General features: G+C 71.4%; 22 protein-coding genes. 11 read left to right on the forward strand and 11 right to left on the reverse strand.

Features of this window, described 5'->3' with window-relative positions; translation table 11 throughout:
* From J3P31_RS16575 to J3P31_RS16615, 9 genes are all read left to right on the forward strand, one after another.
* Window positions 1–1,053, forward strand: coding sequence for an extracellular solute-binding protein (locus J3P31_RS16575; RefSeq protein WP_210529609.1), 1,053 nt, complete (start codon window positions 1–3; stop codon window positions 1,051–1,053).
* Window positions 1,050–1,889, forward strand: a complete 840-nt coding sequence (locus J3P31_RS16580; protein ID WP_210529610.1) for an ABC transporter permease — start codon at window positions 1,050–1,052, stop codon at window positions 1,887–1,889. Before J3P31_RS16575 ends, J3P31_RS16580 begins: the two co-directional genes overlap by 4 nt.
* Window positions 1,886–2,659 (forward strand): ABC transporter permease, encoded by a 774-nt coding sequence (locus J3P31_RS16585; protein WP_210529611.1) that lies wholly within the window; start codon window positions 1,886–1,888, stop codon window positions 2,657–2,659. Before J3P31_RS16580 ends, J3P31_RS16585 begins: the two co-directional genes overlap by 4 nt.
* On the forward strand, window positions 2,656–3,696 hold the full coding sequence (locus J3P31_RS16590; protein WP_210529612.1) for an ABC transporter ATP-binding protein: 1,041 nt from the start codon (window positions 2,656–2,658) through the stop codon (window positions 3,694–3,696). Before J3P31_RS16585 ends, J3P31_RS16590 begins: the two co-directional genes overlap by 4 nt.
* Entirely contained in the window at window positions 3,693–4,448 is a 756-nt protein-coding gene (locus tag J3P31_RS16595; protein WP_210529613.1) for an MBL fold metallo-hydrolase, read from the forward strand. The genes J3P31_RS16590 and J3P31_RS16595 overlap by 4 nt, the downstream gene beginning before the upstream one ends.
* A gap of 93 nt (window positions 4,449–4,541) precedes the next feature.
* The gene (locus J3P31_RS16600) at window positions 4,542–6,629 is read left to right on the forward strand and encodes a N,N-dimethylformamidase beta subunit family domain-containing protein (RefSeq protein ID WP_210529614.1); all 2,088 of its coding nucleotides are present in this window, start codon (window positions 4,542–4,544) and stop codon (window positions 6,627–6,629) included.
* A complete protein-coding gene (locus J3P31_RS16605; protein ID WP_210529615.1) occupies window positions 6,626–7,585 on the forward strand; it encodes an ABC transporter substrate-binding protein in 960 nt (319 codons plus the stop codon). The genes J3P31_RS16600 and J3P31_RS16605 overlap by 4 nt, the downstream gene beginning before the upstream one ends.
* Window positions 7,582–8,433, forward strand: a complete 852-nt coding sequence (locus J3P31_RS16610) for an ABC transporter permease (RefSeq protein ID WP_210529616.1) — start codon at window positions 7,582–7,584, stop codon at window positions 8,431–8,433. Before J3P31_RS16605 ends, J3P31_RS16610 begins: the two co-directional genes overlap by 4 nt.
* Entirely contained in the window at window positions 8,430–9,242 is an 813-nt protein-coding gene (locus J3P31_RS16615; RefSeq protein WP_210529617.1) for an ABC transporter ATP-binding protein, read from the forward strand. Before J3P31_RS16610 ends, J3P31_RS16615 begins: the two co-directional genes overlap by 4 nt.
* A 15-nt stretch (window positions 9,243–9,257) precedes the next feature.
* On the opposite strand, the gene J3P31_RS16620 is transcribed toward J3P31_RS16615, so the two are convergent.
* From J3P31_RS16620 to J3P31_RS16670, 11 genes are all read right to left on the reverse strand, one after another.
* Window positions 9,258–9,992: a FadR/GntR family transcriptional regulator gene (locus J3P31_RS16620; protein WP_246849580.1), complete on the reverse strand. Its 735-nt coding sequence runs from the start codon at window positions 9,990–9,992 to the stop codon at window positions 9,258–9,260.
* Window positions 9,989–10,954 (reverse strand): galactofuranose ABC transporter, permease protein YjfF, encoded by a 966-nt coding sequence (yjfF, locus tag J3P31_RS16625; protein WP_210529618.1) that lies wholly within the window; start codon window positions 10,952–10,954, stop codon window positions 9,989–9,991. The genes J3P31_RS16620 and yjfF overlap by 4 nt, the downstream gene beginning before the upstream one ends.
* Complete coding sequence (locus J3P31_RS16630; protein WP_210529619.1) at window positions 10,951–11,985, reverse strand: ABC transporter permease; 1,035 nt, start codon at window positions 11,983–11,985, stop codon at window positions 10,951–10,953. The genes yjfF and J3P31_RS16630 overlap by 4 nt, the downstream gene beginning before the upstream one ends.
* A complete protein-coding gene (locus tag J3P31_RS16635) occupies window positions 11,982–13,487 on the reverse strand; it encodes a sugar ABC transporter ATP-binding protein (RefSeq protein ID WP_210529620.1) in 1,506 nt (501 codons plus the stop codon). The genes J3P31_RS16630 and J3P31_RS16635 overlap by 4 nt, the downstream gene beginning before the upstream one ends.
* Window positions 13,488–13,666: 179 nt before the next feature.
* Complete coding sequence (gene ytfQ / locus J3P31_RS16640) at window positions 13,667–14,614, reverse strand: galactofuranose ABC transporter, galactofuranose-binding protein YtfQ (RefSeq protein WP_210529621.1); 948 nt, start codon at window positions 14,612–14,614, stop codon at window positions 13,667–13,669.
* Window positions 14,615–14,724: 110 nt separating this feature from the next.
* Window positions 14,725–15,483: an iron ABC transporter ATP-binding protein gene (locus J3P31_RS16645; RefSeq protein ID WP_210529622.1), complete on the reverse strand. Its 759-nt coding sequence runs from the start codon at window positions 15,481–15,483 to the stop codon at window positions 14,725–14,727.
* On the reverse strand, window positions 15,480–16,421 hold the full coding sequence (locus tag J3P31_RS16650) for an iron chelate uptake ABC transporter family permease subunit (protein ID WP_246849579.1): 942 nt from the start codon (window positions 16,419–16,421) through the stop codon (window positions 15,480–15,482). Before J3P31_RS16650 ends, J3P31_RS16645 begins: the two co-directional genes overlap by 4 nt.
* Window positions 16,411–17,370, reverse strand: a complete 960-nt coding sequence (locus tag J3P31_RS16655; RefSeq protein ID WP_368373096.1) for an ABC transporter permease — start codon at window positions 17,368–17,370, stop codon at window positions 16,411–16,413. The genes J3P31_RS16650 and J3P31_RS16655 overlap by 11 nt, the downstream gene beginning before the upstream one ends.
* Window positions 17,367–18,269: a siderophore ABC transporter substrate-binding protein gene (locus J3P31_RS16660; RefSeq protein ID WP_210529624.1), complete on the reverse strand. Its 903-nt coding sequence runs from the start codon at window positions 18,267–18,269 to the stop codon at window positions 17,367–17,369. Before J3P31_RS16660 ends, J3P31_RS16655 begins: the two co-directional genes overlap by 4 nt.
* Before the next feature lie 165 nt (window positions 18,270–18,434).
* On the reverse strand, window positions 18,435–18,848 hold the full coding sequence (locus J3P31_RS16665) for a DoxX family protein (RefSeq protein ID WP_210529625.1): 414 nt from the start codon (window positions 18,846–18,848) through the stop codon (window positions 18,435–18,437).
* 171 nt (window positions 18,849–19,019) lie between these two features.
* A complete protein-coding gene (locus tag J3P31_RS16670) occupies window positions 19,020–20,063 on the reverse strand; it encodes an LLM class flavin-dependent oxidoreductase (protein WP_210529626.1) in 1,044 nt (347 codons plus the stop codon).
* 205 nt (window positions 20,064–20,268) lie between these two features.
* Here J3P31_RS16670 and J3P31_RS16675 point away from each other — a divergent pair, with 205 nt between their 5' ends.
* The gene (locus J3P31_RS16675) at window positions 20,269–20,637 is read left to right on the forward strand and encodes a CidA/LrgA family protein (RefSeq protein ID WP_210529627.1); all 369 of its coding nucleotides are present in this window, start codon (window positions 20,269–20,271) and stop codon (window positions 20,635–20,637) included.
* The gene (locus J3P31_RS16680) at window positions 20,637–21,353 is read left to right on the forward strand and encodes an LrgB family protein (RefSeq protein ID WP_210529628.1); all 717 of its coding nucleotides are present in this window, start codon (window positions 20,637–20,639) and stop codon (window positions 21,351–21,353) included. Before J3P31_RS16675 ends, J3P31_RS16680 begins: the two co-directional genes overlap by 1 nt.
* The last annotated feature ends 54 nt before the right edge of the window (window positions 21,354–21,407 follow it).

Here is a 21,407-nt window from a genome sequence, read left to right on the forward strand (position 1 = left end):
ATGAGCGTCACGGACCGCGCGCTGCTTTCGACCGCCTTGCTGGCCGCCCTTCCCGGGATCGCGCCGGCGCAGGAGCTCAACGCCCTGGTGTGGTGCGACCACACCGACCCGGCCCTGGTCGAGCCCTTCGAGGAGGCCCATGGCGTCACCGTGAACCTGCGGGAGTACGAGGGCACCGGGGCCGCCCTGGCGATGCTGGAGCAGTCGCAGCCCGGGGACTGGGACGTGCTGGTCATCGACTCCATCGACGTGCCGCGGGTGGTGGATGCCGGCCTGATGGCCGAGCTTCCGGCCGACCAGCTGCCGCTCGGCGACCTTTTCCCCGAGGTCGTGATGGCCGACAGCACCACGCGGGACGGCCGGATCTACGCGGTGACCGAGAAGTTCGGCTACAACACGGTGTCCTTCAACTCGGACGCGGTCGATCCGGCCGATATGCAGGACATGTCGAAGATCCTGTCCGACAAGTATGCGGGGCGGGTCGCGATCTACGACTACTACCTCCCCGTGATGGGGCTGGCCGCCGTGAACCTGGGCCTGAACACCGCCGACCTGACCGAGGCCGACCTGCCCGCGCTGCGCGACGAGCTGCTCCGGATGAAGTCGCTCGCCTCCTCGGTGGGCGAGGTGACCGCGAGCCAGACGGCGCTCGCCACCGGCGAGGCGGACATCGTGATCGGCGGCGGAGAGTGGCTGACCGCGGGCCTCGCGGGCGAGCAGCCGGAGCTGACCTGGACCATCCCCGACAAGGGCGCCGTGCGCTGGGCGCAGTCCATCGGCGTGCTGGCGGACAGCCAGAACAAGGATCTCGCGACCGAGTTCGTGAAATACATCCTGAGCCCGGAGGGGCAGGCGCGGCTCGCCACCTCGTCCTGCTACTGGGGGATGCCGGCCAACCGGAAGGCCGGGGACATCCTGACCGGAGAGCAGAAGGCGACCCTGCGCTGGGACGAGCAGGACGACTACCTGGCGCGCGCCCAGCTTTATCCCGCGCCGGACGCGGACCTCGACGCGCGGATGCAGGACGTCTGGCTCGAGATGCTCCAGCAATGAGCGATACAGGCAGGGGCTGGGGCTTCGTCGCCCCGGCCCTCCTCTGGACCGTGGGGCTCTTTGTCGTCCCCTTCGCGGTGATGGCGGCCATGAGCCTGGCCCGCCTCGAGGGGCGGGACCTGGTCTGGGGGGTGGACTGGGGCAACTACGCCCAGCTGGCCAAGCCGCAGATCGCCCGCGCGGTCCTCGTGTCGCTGGAGATCACGCTGACGGTGACCGCCGTCTCGGTGCTCCTGGCCTATCCGCTGGCCGCCATCATCGCGTTCCGGGTGCCGCCGCGCTGGCAGAGGCTGGCGCTGCTCCTCGCGGTGCTGCCGTTCTGGACCTCCTATGTGGTGCGCTCCTATTCCTGGCTCCTCGTGCTGTCCAAGCAGGGGGTCGTGAACCAGGCGCTGCTGGGCCTGGGGCTGGTTGCCGAGCCCCTGACCCTGGCCAACACGCGCTTTGCCACCGTGACCGGGTTCGTCCACTTCTTCACCATGCTCCTGACGCTGACGATCTACGCCAACCTCATGCAGCTTCCCCGGAACTATGCGCGCGCGGCGCAGGACCTGGGGGCGAACGGGTGGCAGACCTTCCGGCACGTCATCCTGCCGCTGACGCTGCCGGGCGTCGTCACCGGGGCCTTCCTGACCTTTGTGCTGTGCATCGGAGACTACGTGACCCCGCAGATCCTCGGCGGCAACAACGAGCTCTCGCTGCCGCAGGTCATCATGGTGCAGCTCGGCCGCCGGGCGGACTTTCCGCTCGCCTCGGCGCTGTCGATCGTGCTCATGGGGCTGGTGATGCTGGCCTACCTGCTCTGCGCCCGCTGGCTGAGGCTCGACCGGGTATGACGCGCCTCCTGGCCTGGCTTTACCTGCTCCTGGCCTACGGCTTCATCCTCCTGCCCGTGGGGGCGCTGGTCCTGTTCTCGTTCCAGGACGGCCGCCTGCCGGTGCCGCCGTTCCAGGGCGTGTCGCTGCGCTGGTACGCGGACGTGCTGGGCGACCGCGACCTGATGGCGGCGCTGCTCAACTCCGCGCTGGTGGCGTCCGGCTCCTCGGCCGTGGCCTGCGCGTTGGGCTTCCTCGCGGCCTACGGCCTCGCGCGGCATGTCCTGCCCGGAGCGGCGCTCCTGCGCGCCATCCTCGTCCTGCCGCTCGCCGTCAGCACGCTGATCGTGGGCCTGGGGCTCCTGATCGTCGCGAGCCGGCTCGGCGTGGGGCTGTCGCTCTGGACGGCGGGGATGGGGCATGTCGTCATCAACCTGCCGCTCTGCTTCGCGATCCTTTACGCCTCGATGGGGGACCAGCAGCGCAACGCCGAGCGCGCCGCCCGCGACCTCGGCGCCAGCGAGGGGCAGGTGATCCGGCTGGTGACCGTGCCGATGCTGAGGCCGGCGCTGGTGGCCGCGTTCTTCCTGTCGGTCACCCTGTCCTGGGACGAGTTCATCGTGTCCTTCCTCCTCACCCGCTTTGACGTGACCCTTCCCGTGGAAATCTGGAGCATGCTGCGATCCGGCCTGTCGCCCCGCCTCAACGCCATCGGAAGCCTCGTCTTCCTCGTGTCCATCGCGGTCGTCGCCGCCGTGGAACTGGTCCTGCGGCCGGGGCGCCGGCCATGACCGCGCCCGTCACGCTGGACCGCGTGGCCCACAGCTTCGGCCCGCACCGCGCCCTGGGCGACATCCGGCTCGAGATCGCGGCGGGCGAATACGTGGTGCTGCTGGGGCCGTCGGGCTGCGGCAAGACCACGCTGCTGTCGATCCTGGGCGGCTTCGTCCGCCCGGACCAGGGGCGCGTGCTGATCGGCGGGCGGGACGTGACCGCCGTGCCGCCCGCGCGGCGGCCGACGACGACCGTGTTCCAGGACTATGCGCTGTTCCCGCACATGACCCTGCGGGACAACGTGGGCTTCGGGCTCCGCATGGCGGGGGTCGCACGGGCCCGCCGCCACGAGGCCGCCGACCGGCAGCTCGCGCTCGTGGGGCTCGAGGGCGCGGGCGGCAAGCGTCCTCACGAGCTGTCGGGCGGGCAGCGGCAGCGCGTGGCGCTGGCCCGCGCCCTTGCGGTGGAGCCGGAGGTCCTGCTCCTCGACGAGCCCCTGGGCGCGCTGGACCTCAAGCTTCGCCGCAGCATGCAGGACGAGCTCAAGGCCATCCAGCGCCGGGTGGGGACGACCTTCGTCCACGTCACCCACGACCAGGAGGAGGCGATGGCCATCGCCGACCGGATCGTGGTCATGAATGCGGGCCGGATCGAGGACCAGGGGCCGCCCGACCGTGTCTACCGCCGTCCGGCGAGCCTTTTCGCCGCCGGGTTCATGGGCGAGATGAACCGGATCCCGGCCCGCCGCGGCCCGGCCGGGGTCGAGACGCCGCTTGGCCCCCTGCCGGTGGCCGTGCCGGGCGACGCGGCGCGCCTGACGCTCTGCCTGCGGCCCGAGGCGCTGCGCGACGGGTCCGGGGCCTGGGATCTCGGTCCCGCCCGGGTCGGGGACCTGGCCTTCTTCGGCACCCATTTCCGCGCCCACCTGATCCCGGAGCGCGCCCCGGACCTGCGGCTGGTCGCCCACCTGCCGCCCGACCGCGCCCCCGACTCCGTGCTGCGCCTTGCCGTCGATCCTGCCGAGCTGTCGATCTTTCCCGAGGAGGTCCCATGATCCGCGCCCGCCCCGAGGACTGGTACGCCCTGGATCGCAAGGGCGACGGCGTCACCCTGATCTCCGAGCCCTGGATCAAGGAGTTCTACCGCTGCAACATGTGGCACATCCGGGGCGCGGACCGCGATCTCCTGATCGACAGCGGCATGGGCGTCGTGCCGCTGCGCCGCTGGGTGCCTCTGGTCACGGAAAAGCCGCTCCTCGCCGTGGCGAGCCACACGCATTTCGACCATGTCGGCGCCCATCACGAGTTCGAGGACCGCGCCGTCCATCCGGCCGAGGCCGGGATCCTCGCGAATCCGACCCGGGCGGCGACGCTTGCCGATCCCTATGTCACCGACGACATCTTCGACCGCCTCCCGCCCGAGCCCTACGCCTCGGCGCTTTATGCCGTGCGGGCCGCGCCGGCGACGCGGCTCCTCGAGGACGGCGAGGTGCTGGACCTGGGGGACCGCCGGCTGGAGGTGATCCACACGCCGGGCCATTCCCCGGGGGGGATCGCCCTCTGGGAGGAGGCGACCGGCACCCTGTTCTCGGGGGACATCGTCTATGACGGGCCGTTGATCGAGGACACCTACCACGCAGACGCCCGGGACTACCTGGCCTCGATGCGCCGGCTTCTCGACCTGCCCGTCCGCGTGGTCCATGGCGGCCACTTCCCCAGCTACGACGGAGCCCGGCACCGGGAGATCGTGACGGCCTGGCTGCGCGACAAGGAGGCCGCCCCGGGCCGCCCGCCGTCCCATCCCTGACGCCGCGGCTCCCGGCCCCCCCTTGGAGGACCGGGTTGCATCGGCGGCCTGGCCGTGGCCAACAGTCCCGGACAACAGCCCAGGGCAGAGAGCATGAAGCGGATGGTCGATCACCGGGCCCTCGCCGTCGCGGGCTTCGTCAGCCCCTGGTCGGTGCGCGCCGGCCAGGAGGTGGCCCTTCACCTGTCCTGCCCGGACCCGGTGGACCGGGTGCGCGCGGTGCGCATCGACACGCCGGAGGCCGTGCCGGTCCCCTGGCCCGTCAGGCCCGTGGCGTCCCCGGCTCCGCAGGCCTTCGACCGGGGCTCGCGCCTCGTGGTGGCGGCCGAGGACATCGCCCGGATCGGCCCGGTCGAGGGGGTCGCGGTCGAGGTGCTGCTGACCCGCAATCCGTCGCGCCGGACGCTCCTGCGGGCTGGGCCGGTCCGCGTCGAGGTGGAGGGGGAGCGGCTCCTGTTCCTCCTGGACGGGCACGGCACGGTCGGGGACCTCGCCGTCCCCGCCCAGCGGTGGATGGCGCTGCGGATCGAGAGCCGGGGCGGCGGGACGGCGCTCGCCTGCCAAGGAGGGGACGCGCTGTCGCCGCTGGACTGGCGGCTCGACCGGCCGGACCTGGCCTGGCCGGACCTGCCGGGGCCGCTGATGCTGGGCTGGGGCGGGGACGAACGGGAGCCTTCGGCCAACGCGAGGTTCGCCCGGCCCGAGCTTCGCCTGGGCGGCCGCCGGATCGCATGGCGCTTTCCGGCGCGGCTCCCCGGGACGCCGGTCCTCCTGTCGGACGGCCCCGAGGCGCTGGAGATGGCCGTGGTCAACCTGCCGACCTTCTGCCTCCGCTCGCCGCGCTGGGACGGGTCGAGCTTCGAGCCCCGGCTGGTGCCCGACCATTACGACGCCATCCACTGCCACGACACGGACATGGGGGCGGTGGACTGGCCCGCCACGCACCTGGTCGCGGTGCCGCCGGAGGCCGGGCCGGGCATCTATGCCATCGAGGTCGCGGCCGGGGCGCAGGTGGAGCGCATCCCGTTCTTTGTCCGGGGCCGGACGCCGGACGCGCCGGTCGTGTTCCTGGTCCCCACGGCGACCTACCTGGCCTACGCCAACGAGTTCCTGCCGCAGCACCTGTTTCCCTGGGTCGGCACCGACCGGGCGCATGAGTTCGCGCAGGACAACGACCTGCGCTCGCTTTATGACCACCATTCGGACCTGAGCGGGGTGTCGATCACCTCCTGCCTCAAGCCGATGCCGACGCTGCGCGAGGACTACAGCTACCCGCTCTGCGGTTGCGGCCACAACCTTCCGGTGGACCTGAGGCTGCTGCGCTTCTGCCACGCGCAGGGGATCGCCTTCGACCTCGTCACCGACCACGACCTCCACCACGAGGGGGTCGAGGCCCTGCGCCCCTATCGCGCCGTCCTGACCGGCAGCCACCCGGAATACATGTCGGTGGAGATGGAGGACGCGCTCCGGGGCTTCGCGGCCGGGGGCGGGACGCTCCTTTACCTGGGCGGCAACGGCTTTGCCGCGACCGTGGCGTTCCACGGCGACCTGATGGAGCTGCGCCGCGGGCCGATGGAAGCGGGGCGGACCTGGGACGGGCCGGTGGCCGAGCAGGCGCTCGCCATCACCAACGAGCCCGGGGGATTCCTCCGCAACCGGGGCCGGGGGGAGTTCTCGCTGATCGGCGGGGCCATCTCCCTCATGGGCTTCGACGGCGCGCGCCCCTTCCGCCGCACCGGGGGCAGCCGGGATCCGTCCTGCGCCTGGGTCTTCGAGGGCGTGCCGGGCGAGGTCTTCGGCGAGACCGGGACCGTGCTGGGCGGCGCGGCCGGCTACGAGGTCGACGCGACGGATCCGCATCTGGGCACCCATCCCGACACCGTGGTCCTGGCCCGGGCCGAGGCCTTCCCTCCGGGCTACGTTCCCGACCCGACCCGCTGGTATCCCGGCGGAGAGCCCGAGGCGCAGGCGCGGCGGGGGGCCGAGATGACGCTTCGCCACCTGCCGGGCGGCGGGATGGTGTTCTCGGCCAGTTCGGTCGCCTGGTGCGGGGCCTTGCCTTCCCCCGGCGAAATGAATGACGTGGGGCGCATCACGTTGAACCTGCTGGCCCGGGCCACCGCCACGGGGGGCACGGGGACGCCCCCGCAGCAGGCCAACCAAGAAGGAGACCACCGATGACCCGAACCCTTCTGCTGTCCGCCGCGACGCTGGCCCTGGCCGCCGCCGCGCAGGCCGAGCCGATCCGCATGGGGCTCCAGCCCTGGCTGGGCTACGGGCCGCTCTGGGTCGCGGCCGAGAAGGGCTTCTTCCAGCAGGAAGGGCTCGAGGTGGAGCTGACCACCTTCAACTGGGACCAGGACATGACCGCCGCCCTGGCAAGCGAAAGCCTGGATGTCAGCGTGGCGGCCACCAACAGCGTGATCACCTATTTCAACCAGGGCCTCGACGTGAAGGGGTTCCTGATCCTCGACGTCTCGAACGAGGCCGACGCCGTGCTGGCCGGCGCGGACGTGGGCGGGATCGCGGACCTCAAGGGGCGGACCGTCGCCTTCGAGAGCGGGACGACCAGCGACCTGCTCATCAACTATGCCCTGAAGGAGGCGGGGATGAGCCTCGCCGACATCCAGCACGTGCCCATGGGGGCCTCCGAGGCCGGGCTCGCGCTGATCTCGGGTCAGGTGGACGCGGCCGTGACCTACGAGCCCTACATCTCGGCGGCGCTGTCGCAGGGCGAGGGCCATAAGGTCATCTACACCGCCGCCGAGGAGCCGGGCCTCATCAGCGACATGATGGTCGCGACCGGAACCTGGATCGACGCCCATCCCGAGGAGGTGCAGGGCCTGATCCGCGCCTGGGACGATGCCGTCGCCTTCATCCGCGAGAACCCCGAGGAGGGCAGCGCCATCATCGCCGAGGCGGTGGGCAGCCCCATGGAGGAGTTCGCCCCGGCCTTCGCCGGCGTCCGCCTGTACAGCGTCGCCGAGAACCGGGACGCCCTGACGGGCCAGTTCCAGGAGACCGTCACCCAGATCGGCACCGTCATGCAGGCCACCAACCCCGACGAGGTGAGGCAGGTGCCGACGGCCGACCAGATCATGTCGCTCGACGGCCTGAACGCCGTGGCGGGACAATGAGCCTCGACCCCTCCGTCCCGCCCCAGGGCGCGGCGGAGGCCCGGCCGCCCGGTCGCCGCGACCTGCTGCGCCTCCGGCAGGAGATCCCGCGCCACGTCTTCACGGCGGCGGGCGTAGTGGTGCCGCTGGCGCTGCTCGCGCTCTGGTGGGGGGTGACGGCGCTGGGCCTCGTGCGGCCGCTCTTCCTTCCGTCGCCCGGCGCGGTGCTGGCCGAAGGCTGGCGCCAGGCGAGCGAGGGCATCCTCCTCCAGGACGCGGCGGTCAGCGTCTACCGGATCATGATCGGGTGGCTGGCGGCGACCGTCGTCGCGGTGCCGGTCGGCATCCTCATGGGCAACTACCGCCTGATCGAGGGCGCTCTCGAACCCTTCATCTCGGTGGTGCGCTACATGCCCATCGTCGCGCTGATCCCGCTGACCATCCTGTGGGCCGGGATCGGGGACATGCAGAAGATCGTGATCCTGTTCCTGGGCACGTTCTTTCAGCAGACGCTCATGATCATGGACAACGTGAAGAACATCGACCTGAGCCTGATCCGGGCGGGCCAGACGCTCGGCTTCTCGGACCGGGAGATCCTGCGGAGGATCATCCTGCCCGCCGCGTCGCCGGGGATCTGGGACACGCTCCGCATCACCGTGGGCTGGACCTGGACCTATCTGGTGGTGGCCGAGCTCGTCGCCGCGAACGAAGGGCTGGGTCGGCGCATCATGGACGCGCAGCGCTACCTCGCTACCGACACGATCGTCTGGGGCACCCTGTTCATCGGCTTCCTGGGCCTGGTGACCGACTGGGCCTTCAAGCGGGCGGGCCGCAGGCTCTTCCGCTGGAACGCGCCGGTGCGCGGATGACCACGGATCCCCGGGCCAAGGTCGTCATCTCCGGCCTGCGCAAGACCTTCGAGGTCGATGGCGCCGCCCTCACCGCCATCGAGAGGATCGACCTGTCGATCCCCGCGCAGCAGTTCGTGTCCATCGTCGGCACGTCCGGCTGCGGGAAGTCCACGCTCCTCAACATGGTGGGCGGGCTGGACCGGCCGAGCGGGGGGCGCATCCTGATCGACGGCGCGCCGGTCACCGGCCCCGGCCGCGACCGGGGCTTCGTGTTCCAGAGCTACACGCTGTTCGAATGGATGACGGTCAGCGGCAACATCCGCTTCGCCCTCGAGAAAAGCGCGCTGCCCCGGTCCGAGAAGGAGGCGCTGGTCGGCCACTTCATCGAGGCCGTGGGGCTCCGCGGCTTCGAGAACGCCTATCCCAAGCAGCTGTCGGGTGGGATGAGGCAGCGCGTGGCCATCGCGCGGGCGCTGGTCTACCGGCCGTCGATCCTGCTCATGGACGAGCCCTTCGGCGCCCTGGACGCGCAGACGCGGGGCATGATGCAGGAGCTCCTGCTCAAGGTCTGGGAGGAGCACAGGGTCACCGTGCTCTTCGTCACGCATGACGTGGACGAGGCGATCTTCCTGGCCGACCGGGTCATCATCCTGGCCAGCCGCCCGGGCCGCGTGAAGCGCGACATCGCCGTGGACCTGCCGCGTCCCCGGGCCTTCGATCTCGTGACCGAGCCGCGCTTCATGGCGCTCAAGCGCGAGATCCTGGCCGAGATCCGGGAAGAAACCCTGAAGGTCATGGCCGCCGACCTGTCGGCCGGACGGGGCTGAGCCGTTCCGGCCGGATCAGAGCGCGCGGGAGATCCGGTCCCGGCCCACCACGATGACCTGCCGCATCGCCGCCTCGGCGGCGGGCACGTCGCGGGCGGCGATGGCCTCGACGATCCGGGCGTGGTCCGCGGTGACCTCGGACTGGACGATCGGGTTCTCGGCGGGGGAGCTGAGCCAGAAGGACGACAGGAGGGCCGCCTCGATCAGCGCGCTGACCGAGTTCATGAACAGGTTGCCCGAGGCCTTGGCGACCTGGCGGTGCAGCATGAAGTCGGCCGCGGCAAAGGACCTGCGGTCCGGCGCCTCCGCCATCAGGTCCAGGGTCCGGCGCATCGCGGCGATGGCGTCGGCGTCGGCGCGGGTGGCGGCAAGGCCCGCGGCGAAGGGTTCGATGGCAAGGCGCATCTCGGACAGGTCGTCGAAGAAGGCCCGTCCCGTCCCGCCCTCCATGTGCCAGCGCAGGACGTCCGCGTCGAACATGTTCCAGTCGTCGCGGGGCCGGACCTTGGTGCCCACCCGGCTGCGGGCGACCAGCAGGCCCTTGGCCGTCAGCGTCTTCATGGCCTCGCGCAGGACCGTGCGGGACACGCCGAATCGCTGGGCCAGGTCATCGTCCCGCGGCAGGACCGAGCCTTCGGCGTGGCGGCCCTGGATGATCGCGGCCCCGAGGCCATCCACCACCTGGGCGTGGCTGTTGCGCGTGACCCCGGCGTTGAGCGCGCCCCGGAGAAGGTCCGACATGCCGTTCATGCCGTCCGCCGCGACAGGCCGACCTTCAGCAGGCCCTTCTGCAGGACGATGAAGAGGAACAGCAGGAGGCCGATGACGATCTTGGTCCACCAGCTCGAGAGGGTGCCGTCGAAGACGATGTAGGTCTGGATCAGCCCCATGGTGAGGACGCCGAACAGCGTGCCGAGGACGGTGCCGCTGCCGCCCGACAGGAGCGTGCCGCCGATGACCACGGCGGCGATGGCGTTGAGCTCCACCCCCACGGTGGCCAGCGGATAGCCCGCGGCCGTGTAGATGGCGAAGACGATCCCCGCGAGGCCCGCCATGAAGCCCGAGAAGGCGTAGATCAGGATGGTGGTCCGCCCGATGGGCACCCCCATCATGCGGGCCGTCCCTTCGCCCCCGCCGATGGCGAAGACGTTGGTGCCGAACCGCGTCCGGTGCGCGAGCAGCATCCCGCCCAGCACCGACAGCAGCATCAGGACGCCCAGAAGGGTGAGGCGCCCCTTGCCGGGCATGAGCCAGTAGGCCTTCTGCAACGATTCGAAGAACGGATGGTCGATGGGGATGGAATCGAGCGTCAGGAGATAGGCGATCCCCCGCGCCAGGAACATGCCCGCCAGGGTCACGATGAAGGCGGGCATGGCCAGCGCGTGGATCAGCGCGCCCTGCGCCGCCCCGAAGGCCGTGGTGAGGATCAGGAGCAGCGCGAAGACGGCCAGGGGATGCAGCCCCGTGTCCCGCAGCATGACGGCGATGAACACGCCCGCGAAGGCGATCACCGACCCTACGGACAGGTCGATCCCGCCGGACAGGATGACGATCGTCATGCCGACCGCCGCGATGCCGAGATAGGCGTTGTCGGTGAGCAGGTTGCCCGCGACCCGCGTGGACAGGATGTTGGGGAACTGCAGCCAGCAGAGCAGGTAGGCCGCCACGAAGATGGCGATCGTGGCATAGAGCGGCAGGCGGCGGAGGTTCATCGGGGCGCCTCCTTCACGGCGCGGGGCGCGGCGGCGCCCTCGTCGGTGCGGCGCCGGCGGGTGGCCAGGCCCCTTGCGGCATCCGACAGGCGCGGCGACTGGAGCATCAGGATCATCAGCACGAGCACGGCCTTGATGACGAGGTTGAACTCGGGCGGGAACCCCGCGAGCAGGATGCCGGTGTTGATCGACTGGATGATCATCGCCCCGATCAGCGAGGCCAGGATCGAGAAGCGCCCGCCCAGGAGCGAGGTCCCCCCGATGGCCACGGCGAGGATGGCGTCGAGCTCGAGCCAGAGGCCGGCGTTGTTGGCGTCCGCGCCGCGGATGTCGCCGGTGACGATGAGCCCCGCGACGGCCGCGCAAAGGCCGGAGATCATGTAGACCGTGACCAGCAGGACGGTGCTGTCGACCCCGGCCAGGCGGCTCGCGCGGAGGTTCACGCCGACGGATTCGATCAGCAGGCCCAGCGCGGTGCGGCGCACGACGAGGCCCGCGACGATCCCGGCAAGGATCCAGGCCCAGGCCGGGACGGGCAGTCCGAGGAACGTGCCCGACCCGAGGAAGGCGAAGCCCTCGTCGGAGAAGGTCAGGATCTGGCCGGCGGTGACGAGCTGGGCGATGCCGCGGCCCGCGACCATCAGGATCAGCGTCGCGACGATGGGCTGGATGCGGAGCACCGCCACGAGGAAGCCGTTCCAGAGCCCGCACAGGAGCCCCGCCCCGAGCGCCAGCGGGATCGCGGCGCCGAGGCCCCAGCCCCGGTCGACCGCGGCCGCCGCCACCGCCCCGCAGATCGCCATGACCGCGCCCACCGACAGGTCGATGCCCCGCGTGGCGATCACGAGCGTCATGCCGATGGCCAGGAGCGCCACGGGCGCCCCCCGCTTGAGCACGTCGATGGGGCTGCCGACCAGGCGGTCGCCGCTGAAGCCCACCGACAGGAAGCCCGGGAAGAAGACGGTGACCAGCACCAGCACGGCCAGCAGGGTGAGGAGCTGGGGCGCGATGCGGCGCAGGAGGGCGGTCATTCGGCGGCCTCCAGGTTGGCTCCGGGCGCGGCGATGGCCCGGACGATGGCGTCGGTGGTGATCTCCTGGCCCGTCAGCTCGGCCACGTGGCTCCGGTCGCGGACGACGATCACGCGGTCGGAGACGGCCACCAGCTCCTCGAGCTCGGAGGAGATGACCAGGAGCGACATGCCGCCCGCCACCATCTCCTCGATGAGGCGCAGCACCTCGGCATGAGCGCCGACGTCGATGCCGCGCGTGGGTTCGTCGAGGATGAGGAAGCGCGGGTTCATGGCGAGCCAGCGGGCGAGGATCACCTTCTGCTGGTTCCCGCCCGACAGCTGGCCCACGGGCTTTTCCGGCCCGGGGGTGCGGATGTCGAGGCGCCGGATGAAGTCCTCGGCCAGCCGCCGCTGCTCGGCCCGCGGGATGGGGCGGGCCCAGCCCCGATGGGCCTGGAGCGCCAGGGCGATGTTCTCGCGCACGGACAGGTCGCCGATGATGCCGTCGGTCTTGCGGTCCTCGGGGGCGAAGCCGAAGCCCGAGGCGATGGCGCGGGCCGGGGTGGAGACGTCGAGCGGCCCCTTGGCGTCGCGCACCGTTCCGCTGTCGGCGGCCGCGGCGCCGAACAGGACCTCGGCGGTCTCGGTCCGGCCCGAGCCGAGGAGGCCCGCCATGCCGATGACCTCGCCCGCGCGGACGGACAGGTCGAAGGGCGCGATGCGGCCGCGCTTGCCCAGCCCTTCGGCGCGCAGCACCTCGGCGCCCGCGTCGTGGGCGGTCCGGCCATGGGTGGTCGCCTGCTCGAGCTCGCGGCCCAGCATCAGGTTGATCAGGCGGACGCGGTCGAGGGTCGCGGCCTCGGTCGTGGCGATGTGGCGGCCGTTCCGCAGCACCGTGATGCGGTCCGAGATCGCGAAGACCTGGTCGAGGAAGTGCGACACGAAGACGATGCCCAGGCCCCGGTCGCGCAGGCGGCGCACCACCTCGAAGAGCATCGCGACCTCGCGGGCGTCGAGGCTCGCCGTGGGCTCGTCGAGGATGAGGACCTTGCCGGACAGGTGGACGGCGCGGGCGATGGCGACGATCTGCTGCACGGCCACCGAGTAGGCGCCGAGGTCGCGCTCCACGTCGATGTCCAGGCCGTAGCCCGCCAGCATCTCGCGCGCGAGCGCCCGCATGCCCCGGCGGCTGGTGAGGCCCAGGCGGCGGGGCTGGCGGCCCAGGGTGAGGTTCTCGGCCACCGTCAGGTTCGGCAGGAGGTTCACCTCCTGGTAGACGGTGCCGATGCCCAGCTCCTGCGCCTCGAAGGTGCTGCGCGGGTCGACGGGCTGGCCGTCCAGGAGGATCTCGCCGCCGTCGCGGCGGTAGGCGCCGGTCAGGCACTTGATGAGGGTGGACTTGCCGGCCCCGTTCTCGCCCAGGAGGGCGTGGACCTCGCCCGCGGCGAGGCCGAAGCCCACGCCGTCCAGGGCGACGGTGCCGGGAAAACGCTTGAGCAGTCCGCGGGCTTCGAGAAGCATGGATCAGGTCCTTTCGCCGCTCACCCTGCCGCCTTGGGATGAAGACATCCCTACGGCACCGCGCGGTGCCGGGCCGGGCGCGCAACAGCCTTGGGCGCGCGGGCCGGAGCGGGGGTCCGCTCCGGCCGCGGCGTCCGGGGCCGGTCCGGTGGGAGAAACTGGCCGGCCCCGGCGTTCCGTCAGTAGCCGAGGTCCTTGCGGCGGTCGTACTCCGCCTGCGGGTCGTCGGCCTGGGTGTAGAGCTTGGACTCGGTCTGGATGAACTTGGGCGGCTCGGTCCCGTTGTCCCAGTAGGCCTTGAGCGCGTCGAAGGCCGGGCCCGCCATGTTGGGGGTCAGCTCGACGGTGGCGTTGGCCTCGCCCGCCGCCATGGCCTGGAAGATGTCCGGCACGGCGTCGATGGACACCACGAGGATGTCCTCGCCGGGCTTGAGACCCGCTTCCTTGATGGCTTGGATCGCGCCCACGGCCATGTCGTCGTTATGGGCATAGAGCGCGCAGATGTCGGCGCCGCCATTCTCGGCCTGGAGGAAGGACTCCATGACGGTCTTGCCCTCGGCCCGGGTGAAGTTGCCGGTCTGCGAGCGGACGATCTCGATGTTGTCGTGACCCTTGATGGCGTTCTCGAAGCCGGTCTTGCGGTCGATGGCGGGGGAGGAGCCGGTCGTGCCCTGAAGCTCGACCACGCGGCAGGGCTGGTCGGCCACATGGTCCACGAGCCACTGGCCCGCGACCTCGCCCTCGTGCACGAGGTCCGAGCCCACGGCGGTCAGGTACAGGGAGGGATCGCTGTCCACCATCCGGTCGAGAAGGACGACGGGGATCTCGGCTTCCTTGGCCTCTTCCAGCACGGCGTCCCAGCCGGTGGCGACCACGGGGGCCAGAAGGATCGCGTCCACGCCCTGCGCGATGAACGAGCGGACGGCGGCGATCTGGTTTTCCTGCTTCTGCTGGGCGTCCGAGAACTGGAGCTGGATGCCGCGGGCCTCGGCTTCCTGGTTGGTGACCGTGGTCTCGGCGGCGCGCCAGCCGGATTCGGATCCGATCTGCGAGAAGCCCACCACCTGCGCCGAGGCAGCCGTCGCCAGCACCAGCGCCGATGCGCTGGCGAAAAGTGTTCTGATCATTGATTTTCCTCCCTTGGAGCCTTTCGGCTCAGGTCAGATTAGTCATACAATATGATTCAAACAAGTCTGGAAAACGACTGGTCGCAAGATAGCTGAGCCGGATCGGCCGGTCAGGCGTGGTGCAGGACGACCGTGTGCTCCCCCACGCGGCCCAGCCGCACGGGCGAGCCGAAGAGCGACGACAGCGTGGGTTCGGTCAGGACCTCCGGGGCCGGGCCCTGGGCGGCGATCCGGCCGTCGCGGAGGCCGATGATGCGGTCGGCGTAGTGGGCGGCGTAGTTCACCTCGTGCAGCACGACCACGATGGTGCGCCCGTGCCGGTCGGCCATCCCGCGCAGCCGTTGCATCAGGGCGCGGGCATGGGCGAGGTCGAGGTTGTTCAGCGGCTCGTCCAGCAGGATGTAGTCGGTGCCCTGCGCGTAGGTCATCGCCACCATCGCCCGCTGGCGCTGGCCCCCGGACAGCGTATCGACGAAGCGGGTCCCGAGCGGGGCGAGGTCGAAGGCCTCCAGCGCCTCCTCGACCGCGTCCCGGTCGGCGGGGCCGGGCCAGCCCTTGTGGTGCGGGTAGCGGCCGAAGCCCACGAGGTCGCGGACGGTCAGCCGCGCCGCCACGGTCCCGTCCTGCCGCAGGATCGCCAGGGTGCGGGCCAGCCGGTCGGTGGGGGTCCGCGCGACGTCCAGGCCGTCGACCGCGATGCGCCCCGCCTGGAGCCGTTCGAGCCGCGCGACAAGGCCGAGGAGCGTGGACTTCCCGGCGCCGTTCGGGCCGATCAGGGCGGTGATCCCGCCCTTGGGGATGGTGACGTCGATGTCCGACAGGATCGGCGTTCCCCCGATCCGATGGCTGACCTGTCTGATCTCGATCATCGCGCGGGGCTCCGGAGGACGAGGGCAAGGAAAAGGAGGCCGCCCGCGAACTCCACCGCGACGGCCAGGGTGATGGACAGGTGGAACACCCGTTCGACCAGGGTCTGGCCGGCGACCAGCACGATTCCGGCAACGAGCGCCGCGCCCGGCAGAAGGACGGCGTGGCGGTGGTCGCGCAGCACGAGCTGGGCCAGCGCGGCCACCAGCAGCCCGAAGAACGTCACCGGCCCGACCAGGGCGGTCGAGACCGACACGAGCACGGCCACTACGACGAGCGCGAGCAGCAGCGTCCGGCGGTGATCGACGCCAAGGCTCACGGCATGGTCGCGGCCCAGTGCCATGACGTCGAGCCGGTGCCGGAGGCTCCAGGCCGCCCCGAGCGCGGCCAGGGTCAGGACCGTGGACAGGGCCAGGAGGTCGGCCGGGATGGCGTTGAAGCGGGCGAAGGCGGCGCTCTGGACGATGGCGAAGTCGTTGGGGTCGATGAGGCGCTGGAGAAAGCCCGCAAGGCTGCGGAACAGCACGCCGAAGATGAGGCCGGTCAGGATCATCCGGTGGAGATCCGGCCGCGACTGTCCCAGGAGGGTGCCGAACAGGGCCAGCGCCGCGGCAAGGAGCAGCGCGAGCTCCAGCCCGAACCGGATCTGCGCGGGAAGGGAGGCCAGGCCGAAGCCGCCCAGCGTCACGGCCAGCATGGTCTGGAGCAGCACGAAGAGCGCGTCGAACCCCATGACCGAGGGCGTCAGGATGCGGTTGCCGGAAAGGGTCTGGAACAGCACGGTGGCCACGGCCATCGCGGCCCCCACCACCAGCAGCGCCAGGAGCCGCGTGCCCCGGAGCATCAGCACGAAGCCCCAGTCCCCGCGCGCCCCGAGCGTCAGGAACAGCGCCGAGGCCAGCAGGAGCCCGAGCCCGAGCCAAAGGAACCTAGCGCGCATGGCGGGGCCGCGCATTGAGGAGCCAAAGGAACAGGAGCGCCCCGAGCACGCCCAGGAGAGTGCCGACCGGGATCTCGTAGGGGGCGCGGACGATGCGCCCGAGCAGGTCGCAGGCCAGCACCAGCCCGGCGCCCAGGGCGGCGACGCCCGGCAGGGTCGCCCGCAGGTTGTCGCCCGCGAGGCGGCTCACGATGTTGGGCACCACGAGGCCCACGAAGGGGATCATGCCGACTGTGACGACGGTCAGCGCGGTGGTGACCGACACGATCAGCAGGCCCACCGCCACGACCCGGGCGTAGTTCAGGCCGAGGCTCACGCTCGCCTCCCGGCCGAGGCCGGCGATGGTGAAGCGGTCCGCGAAGGCGTAGGCGAGGAGGGTCAGCGCGCCGCTGGCCCAGAGGAGCTCGTAGCGGCCGCGGAGCACGCCCGAGAACTCGCCGTTCATCCAGACCTCAACATACTGGAGGAGGTCGAGCTGATAGCCGATCGCCCCCACCGCCGCGCCGAGGAGGCCGCCGTAGATGAGCCCGACCAGGGGCACGAGCAGCGGCTGGGTGGGCGGCAGGCGGCGGATCATCAGCAGGAAGCCCAGGCTGCCCAGGATCGCGGCCAGGCTGGCCGTGCCCATCTGCGCCCAGATGGGTGCCGCGGGCCAGAGCAGCGTGACCCCCAGGATGCCGAGCGCGGCGCTCTGGCCCGTGCCGGCTGTCGCGGGCTCGATGAAGCGGTTGCGGGCCAGCATCTGCATGATGAGGCCCGCGACGGCCATGGAGGCGCCGGTCAGGAGGGCGGCCAGGGTTCGCGGGATGCGGCTGACCGCCAGCACGGCCAGCGCCTCCGGGCCGTCCCAGGTTCCCGGCCCCAGCGCGATGACCCCGGTCAGGAGCGAGGCCGCGGCCAGGGCCAGGAGGCCCAGCCCGGCGGCGGCGATGCCCGGCGCGCGCGTCACGATCCGGTCGCGCGGATCCCCTCGATCAGGGTGTCGAGCGTCCGCGACATGGACTGGATCCCGCCTCCGGCGACATAGGTCGCCGCGGCGTCGAGGTAGATGACATGGCCGTCGCGCCAGGCGGTGGTGCCGGCGACGAGTTCGTTGTCCAGGGTCTGCTGCGCCCGCTCGCCGTCCTCGCCGATGGCCGCGGCGCGGTCCACCACGATCAGCCAGTCGGGATCGGCCTCGCGGATGAACTCGAAGCTGATGGCCTCGCCGTGCGAGGCGTCCTCGAGGCCGGGCACCGCCTCGGGGAAGCCGGTCGCCTGATGGATCCAGCCGAACCGCGATCCCGCGCCGTAGGCGGTGACCTTGGGGCCGTTGGTCATGACGATCAGGGCGTCCCCCTGGTCGGCGACGACGGCGCGCGCTTCCTGAAGCTTGGCCTGGAACCCCTCGGCCAGGCGCCGGGCCTCCTCCTCGCGTCCGAAGATCGTGCCGTAGGCGTCGAGCCGGGCCAGCGCCTGGGTCACCAGGTCGCCTCCGGGGATGGTCATGTCGATGGCCGGGGCGAGCGCCGACACCGAGTCGAGCTGGTCGGCCGAGCGTCCGCCGACGATCACCAGATCGGGCGCGAGGGCGTTCAGCGCCTCGAGATCGGGCTCGAACAGGGTGCCGACCGGGGTGGCGGTGCCGGCCAGGTGCGACAGGTAATCGACGTAAAGCCGGTCCGGCACCCCCGTCGGGGCGACGCCCAGCGCGTCCAGGGTGTCGATGGCGGCGATGTCATAGGCCGCCACGGAGGCCGGAGCCCCGGGCAGGTCGGCGGGGCCGCGCGCGGTCTCCACGGTCACCCCTTGGGCGAAGGCGGGCGGGGCAAGCAGGACAGCAGCGGCCAGAAGGGGGAAACGGGGCATGAGCGGGTCTCCTGAGGCACGTCGGGACGTGCGACTGGCTGGGAGAACCTGGCTCGTCGCGGTTGGAACGGGGGTAGGACACCCGTCCCGTCCTTGTCCAGAGGCTTTCCCTAGTGAAATGCTAGGAAAAGCCGCCTGACTTTGCGGAACCCTCCCGCCCGAGGGTCACGCCCGGGCCGTGGAGCGCCCGTTGCGGCCCATGGCGGCGTCCAGGCTCCAGGGGCCCGGGCCTGCGAAGACGAGATACAGGAACACGAAGCAGTACAGGATGGCCGCGTCGCCGCCGTTCAGCGCCGGGAAGGGACCCTGGGGGGCGTGGGCGATCCAGTAGGCCACCGCCATGAGGCCGGACAGCACGAAGGCCACCGGTCGCGTGAACAGGCCGACGACCAGCAGCGCCCCGCCGACGAGTTCGAGCACCCCGGCGATCCAGGGAAGGGAGCCCGGGGGCGGCACCATGTCCGAAGCCGGGAAGCCGAGGAGCTTCTGGGTGCCATGGGCGAAGAAGATCAGCGCGGCGACGATCCGCAGCACGCTGAGGGCGCGGGGCGCCCAGGTGGTTTCGAGGGATGAGGTCATGGGCGTTCCTTGCGGTTGGGGCCCGGGCCGGGCCGAAGCCGGAGCGCAGGCCGAAGTCGGGGATCCCGCGGGGGCGGGACCGGGCGGTTGTTGGGCCGATCGGGCCGGCCCGCAACGCGCGGGGCGCACAGCCGATGTGCGGCCCCGGGCATGTCCGGCGGCCCGGCCGCCTCAGGCGGCGGCGTCGAGGCTCAGCATCTCGCGCACCTGGGGAATGACCTTCTCGCCGTAAAGGCGCAGGCAGGACATGAGCTGGTCATGCGGCATGCCGCCATTGGCGTATTTGAGGTCGAAGCGCTGGATGCCCAGGCCCCGGACGGTGCGGACGATCTTGCGGGCCACCGTCTCGGGCGAGCCGACGTAAAGGGCGCCCTGCTCGACCTCGGCCAGGAAGCGCTCCTTGGTGACCGGCGGCCAGCCCCGCTCGCGGCCCAGGCGGCCGAACATGGTGCTGTAATGCGGCCACAGGGCTTCGCGCGCGGCTTCGTCGGTTTCGCCCACGAAGCCGGGGGAATGGACGCCGATGGGCTTGGGCGTGCGCCCGATCTGCTGGCAGGCGCGGTGGTAGAGATCGACATAGGCCCGGAACCGCAGCGGGTCGCCCCCGATGATGGCCAGCATGAGCTGGAGGTCGTGGCGCACGACGCGGACCACGGATTCGGGGCTGCCGCCCACGCCGACCCAGGTGGTGAGCCCCTCGGGGCCAAGCCGGGGATAGACGGTCTGGTCGCGCAGCGGCGCGCGGGTCTGGCCCTCCCAGGTCACCTTCTCCTCCCGCACGAGCCGGGCGAAGAGGTCGAGCCGTTCCTCGAACAGGGTGTCGTAGTCCTGGAGGTCGAAGCCGAAGAGGCCGTAGCTTTCTGTGAAGGAGCCGCGCCCGACGATCACCTCGGCCCGGCCGTTCGACAGGGCGTTCAGGGTCGAGAAGCGCTGGAACACGCGCACGGGGTCGTCGGTGGACAGGACGGTGACGGCCGTGCCGAGCCGGATGCGCGAGGTGCGGCCCGCGATGGCGGCCAGCACGATCTCGGGCGCGGAGATGGCGAAATCGTCGCGATGATGTTCGCCGAGGCCGATGAAGTCGATCCCGACCGAGTCGGCCAGCACGGCCTCCTCGACCACGTCGCGCAGGACCTGGTCCATCGGTTTGGGCCGTCCGTCCGGGCCGAGGGTGACGTCGCCGAAGGTGTCGAGTCCGAGGGAAATGGCGGGCATGGTGGTCTCCGATGCCGGGATCGAGGTTGCCCAGAGGGTAGGAACTGCCGGTCCCGGGGTAAAGCCGGGGCGCTGCACAAGCCGTGTGCGGCGTGGTGGCCGCGAAGCGTTGCCGCCGCGGTCCGGCTGCGGCAGTGTCGGCCCCAGCCCGCCCCCACGTCCGACCCCGCCGCCCCTCCTGGCCCGTCTTCCGGATAGCCGTCCCATGATCCGAGGCATCGCAGCCCTGCTGCTCTTCCAGCTCCTGGGCGAAAGCCTGGTCTTCCTGACCGGGCTGAGGGTCCCTGGCCCGGTGGTGGGGCTGGTGCTCCTCTTCCTGGCCCTGCAGGCGTCCCGTCGCTGGGCGCCGGAGGCCGGCCTTCCGGTCGAACGGGTGGCGGACGGGCTCCTGTCGCATCTCGGACTGCTGTTCGTGCCGGCCGGCGTCGGGGTGGTCGCCTTGGGCGCCATGGTCGACGGGCAGGGGGCCGCCATCGCCGTGGTCCTCGTCCTGTCCGCAATCCTGACGCTGGCCGCGACAGTCTGGGCCTTTCTCCTCACCCGCCGGTGGATGGGGCGGGAGGATCCGCCGTGATGCGCAGCCCGGTCGAGCTCTGGGTCTATCTGTCCGCCGCGCCGCTCGTCTGGCTGACGTTGACCGTCTGCATCTGGGTCGTGGCGGTGGAGCTTTCGGTCCGGGCGCGCCGCCACCCGCTGGCCAGCCCCGTGCTGACATCCATCCTGGCGCTCTCGGCGCTCCTGTGGTGGTTCGGGGTGCCCTACGAGCGGTTCTTCGCGGGGGCGCAGTTCGTCCACTTCCTGCTGGGGCCGGCGACGGTGGCCATCGCGGTGCCGCTCGTCCGCGAATGGGAGCAGGTGCGCCGGGTCGTCCTGCCCATGGCGGCGGCGCTCGTGGTCGGGTCCGTGGTGGCGGCCGGGTCGGTGCTGGTGCTGGGCCGGGCGCTGGGCCTGTCGAAGGTGGTCCTGCTGTCCTTCCTGCCCAAGTCGGCGACGGCCGGCGTCGCCATGGCAATCTCGGAGTCGCTGGGCGGCAACCCCTCGCTCACGGCGGTGCTGGTGATCCTGACGGGGATCGTGGGGGCCCTCGTGGTGACGCCGCTCATGAATGCGATGCGGATCACCGACTATGCCGCGCGCGGCTTTGCGGCGGGGCTGGCCTCGCATGGGATCGGGACGGCGCGGGCCTACGACGTCAGCCCGACGGCCGGGCTGTTCGCGGGGCTGGCGATGGCCCTGAACGCCATCGCCACCTCGATCCTCGTGCCCCTTCTGGCTTTTCTCATCTCCTGATTGGGTCAGGGGGTGTGGAGGACCTGGGCCAGGGCGGCGCGCCAGGTGCGGTGG

The organism is Rubellimicrobium arenae, from assembly GCF_017916275.1.
GTDB lineage: Bacteria > Pseudomonadota > Alphaproteobacteria > Rhodobacterales > Rhodobacteraceae > Rubellimicrobium > Rubellimicrobium arenae.

What these genes read in the sequence shown, in the direction of transcription:
- J3P31_RS16575 (WP_210529609.1), top strand. Translation starts at nt 1, where the DNA reads ATGAGCGTCACGGACCGCGCGCTGCTTTCGACCGCCTTGCTGGCCGCC.
- J3P31_RS16580 (WP_210529610.1), top strand. Translation starts at nt 1,050, where the DNA reads ATGAGCGATACAGGCAGGGGCTGGGGCTTCGTCGCCCCGGCCCTCCTC.
- J3P31_RS16585 (WP_210529611.1), top strand. Translation starts at nt 1,886, where the DNA reads ATGACGCGCCTCCTGGCCTGGCTTTACCTGCTCCTGGCCTACGGCTTC.
- J3P31_RS16590 (WP_210529612.1), top strand. Translation starts at nt 2,656, where the DNA reads ATGACCGCGCCCGTCACGCTGGACCGCGTGGCCCACAGCTTCGGCCCG.
- J3P31_RS16595 (WP_210529613.1), top strand. Translation starts at nt 3,693, where the DNA reads ATGATCCGCGCCCGCCCCGAGGACTGGTACGCCCTGGATCGCAAGGGC.
- J3P31_RS16600 (WP_210529614.1), top strand. Translation starts at nt 4,542, where the DNA reads ATGAAGCGGATGGTCGATCACCGGGCCCTCGCCGTCGCGGGCTTCGTC.
- J3P31_RS16605 (WP_210529615.1), top strand. Translation starts at nt 6,626, where the DNA reads ATGACCCGAACCCTTCTGCTGTCCGCCGCGACGCTGGCCCTGGCCGCC.
- J3P31_RS16610 (WP_210529616.1), top strand. Translation starts at nt 7,582, where the DNA reads ATGAGCCTCGACCCCTCCGTCCCGCCCCAGGGCGCGGCGGAGGCCCGG.
- J3P31_RS16615 (WP_210529617.1), top strand. Translation starts at nt 8,430, where the DNA reads ATGACCACGGATCCCCGGGCCAAGGTCGTCATCTCCGGCCTGCGCAAG.
- J3P31_RS16620 (WP_246849580.1), bottom strand. Translation starts at nt 9,992, where the DNA reads ATGAACGGCATGTCGGACCTTCTCCGGGGCGCGCTCAACGCCGGGGTC.
- yjfF (WP_210529618.1), bottom strand. Translation starts at nt 10,954, where the DNA reads ATGAACCTCCGCCGCCTGCCGCTCTATGCCACGATCGCCATCTTCGTG.
- J3P31_RS16630 (WP_210529619.1), bottom strand. Translation starts at nt 11,985, where the DNA reads ATGACCGCCCTCCTGCGCCGCATCGCGCCCCAGCTCCTCACCCTGCTG.
- J3P31_RS16635 (WP_210529620.1), bottom strand. Translation starts at nt 13,487, where the DNA reads ATGCTTCTCGAAGCCCGCGGACTGCTCAAGCGTTTTCCCGGCACCGTC.
- ytfQ (WP_210529621.1), bottom strand. Translation starts at nt 14,614, where the DNA reads ATGATCAGAACACTTTTCGCCAGCGCATCGGCGCTGGTGCTGGCGACG.
- J3P31_RS16645 (WP_210529622.1), bottom strand. Translation starts at nt 15,483, where the DNA reads ATGATCGAGATCAGACAGGTCAGCCATCGGATCGGGGGAACGCCGATC.
- J3P31_RS16650 (WP_246849579.1), bottom strand. Translation starts at nt 16,421, where the DNA reads ATGCGCGCTAGGTTCCTTTGGCTCGGGCTCGGGCTCCTGCTGGCCTCG.
- J3P31_RS16660 (WP_210529624.1), bottom strand. Translation starts at nt 18,269, where the DNA reads ATGCCCCGTTTCCCCCTTCTGGCCGCTGCTGTCCTGCTTGCCCCGCCC.
- J3P31_RS16665 (WP_210529625.1), bottom strand. Translation starts at nt 18,848, where the DNA reads ATGACCTCATCCCTCGAAACCACCTGGGCGCCCCGCGCCCTCAGCGTG.
- J3P31_RS16670 (WP_210529626.1), bottom strand. Translation starts at nt 20,063, where the DNA reads ATGCCCGCCATTTCCCTCGGACTCGACACCTTCGGCGACGTCACCCTC.
- J3P31_RS16675 (WP_210529627.1), top strand. Translation starts at nt 20,269, where the DNA reads ATGATCCGAGGCATCGCAGCCCTGCTGCTCTTCCAGCTCCTGGGCGAA.
- J3P31_RS16680 (WP_210529628.1), top strand. Translation starts at nt 20,637, where the DNA reads ATGCGCAGCCCGGTCGAGCTCTGGGTCTATCTGTCCGCCGCGCCGCTC.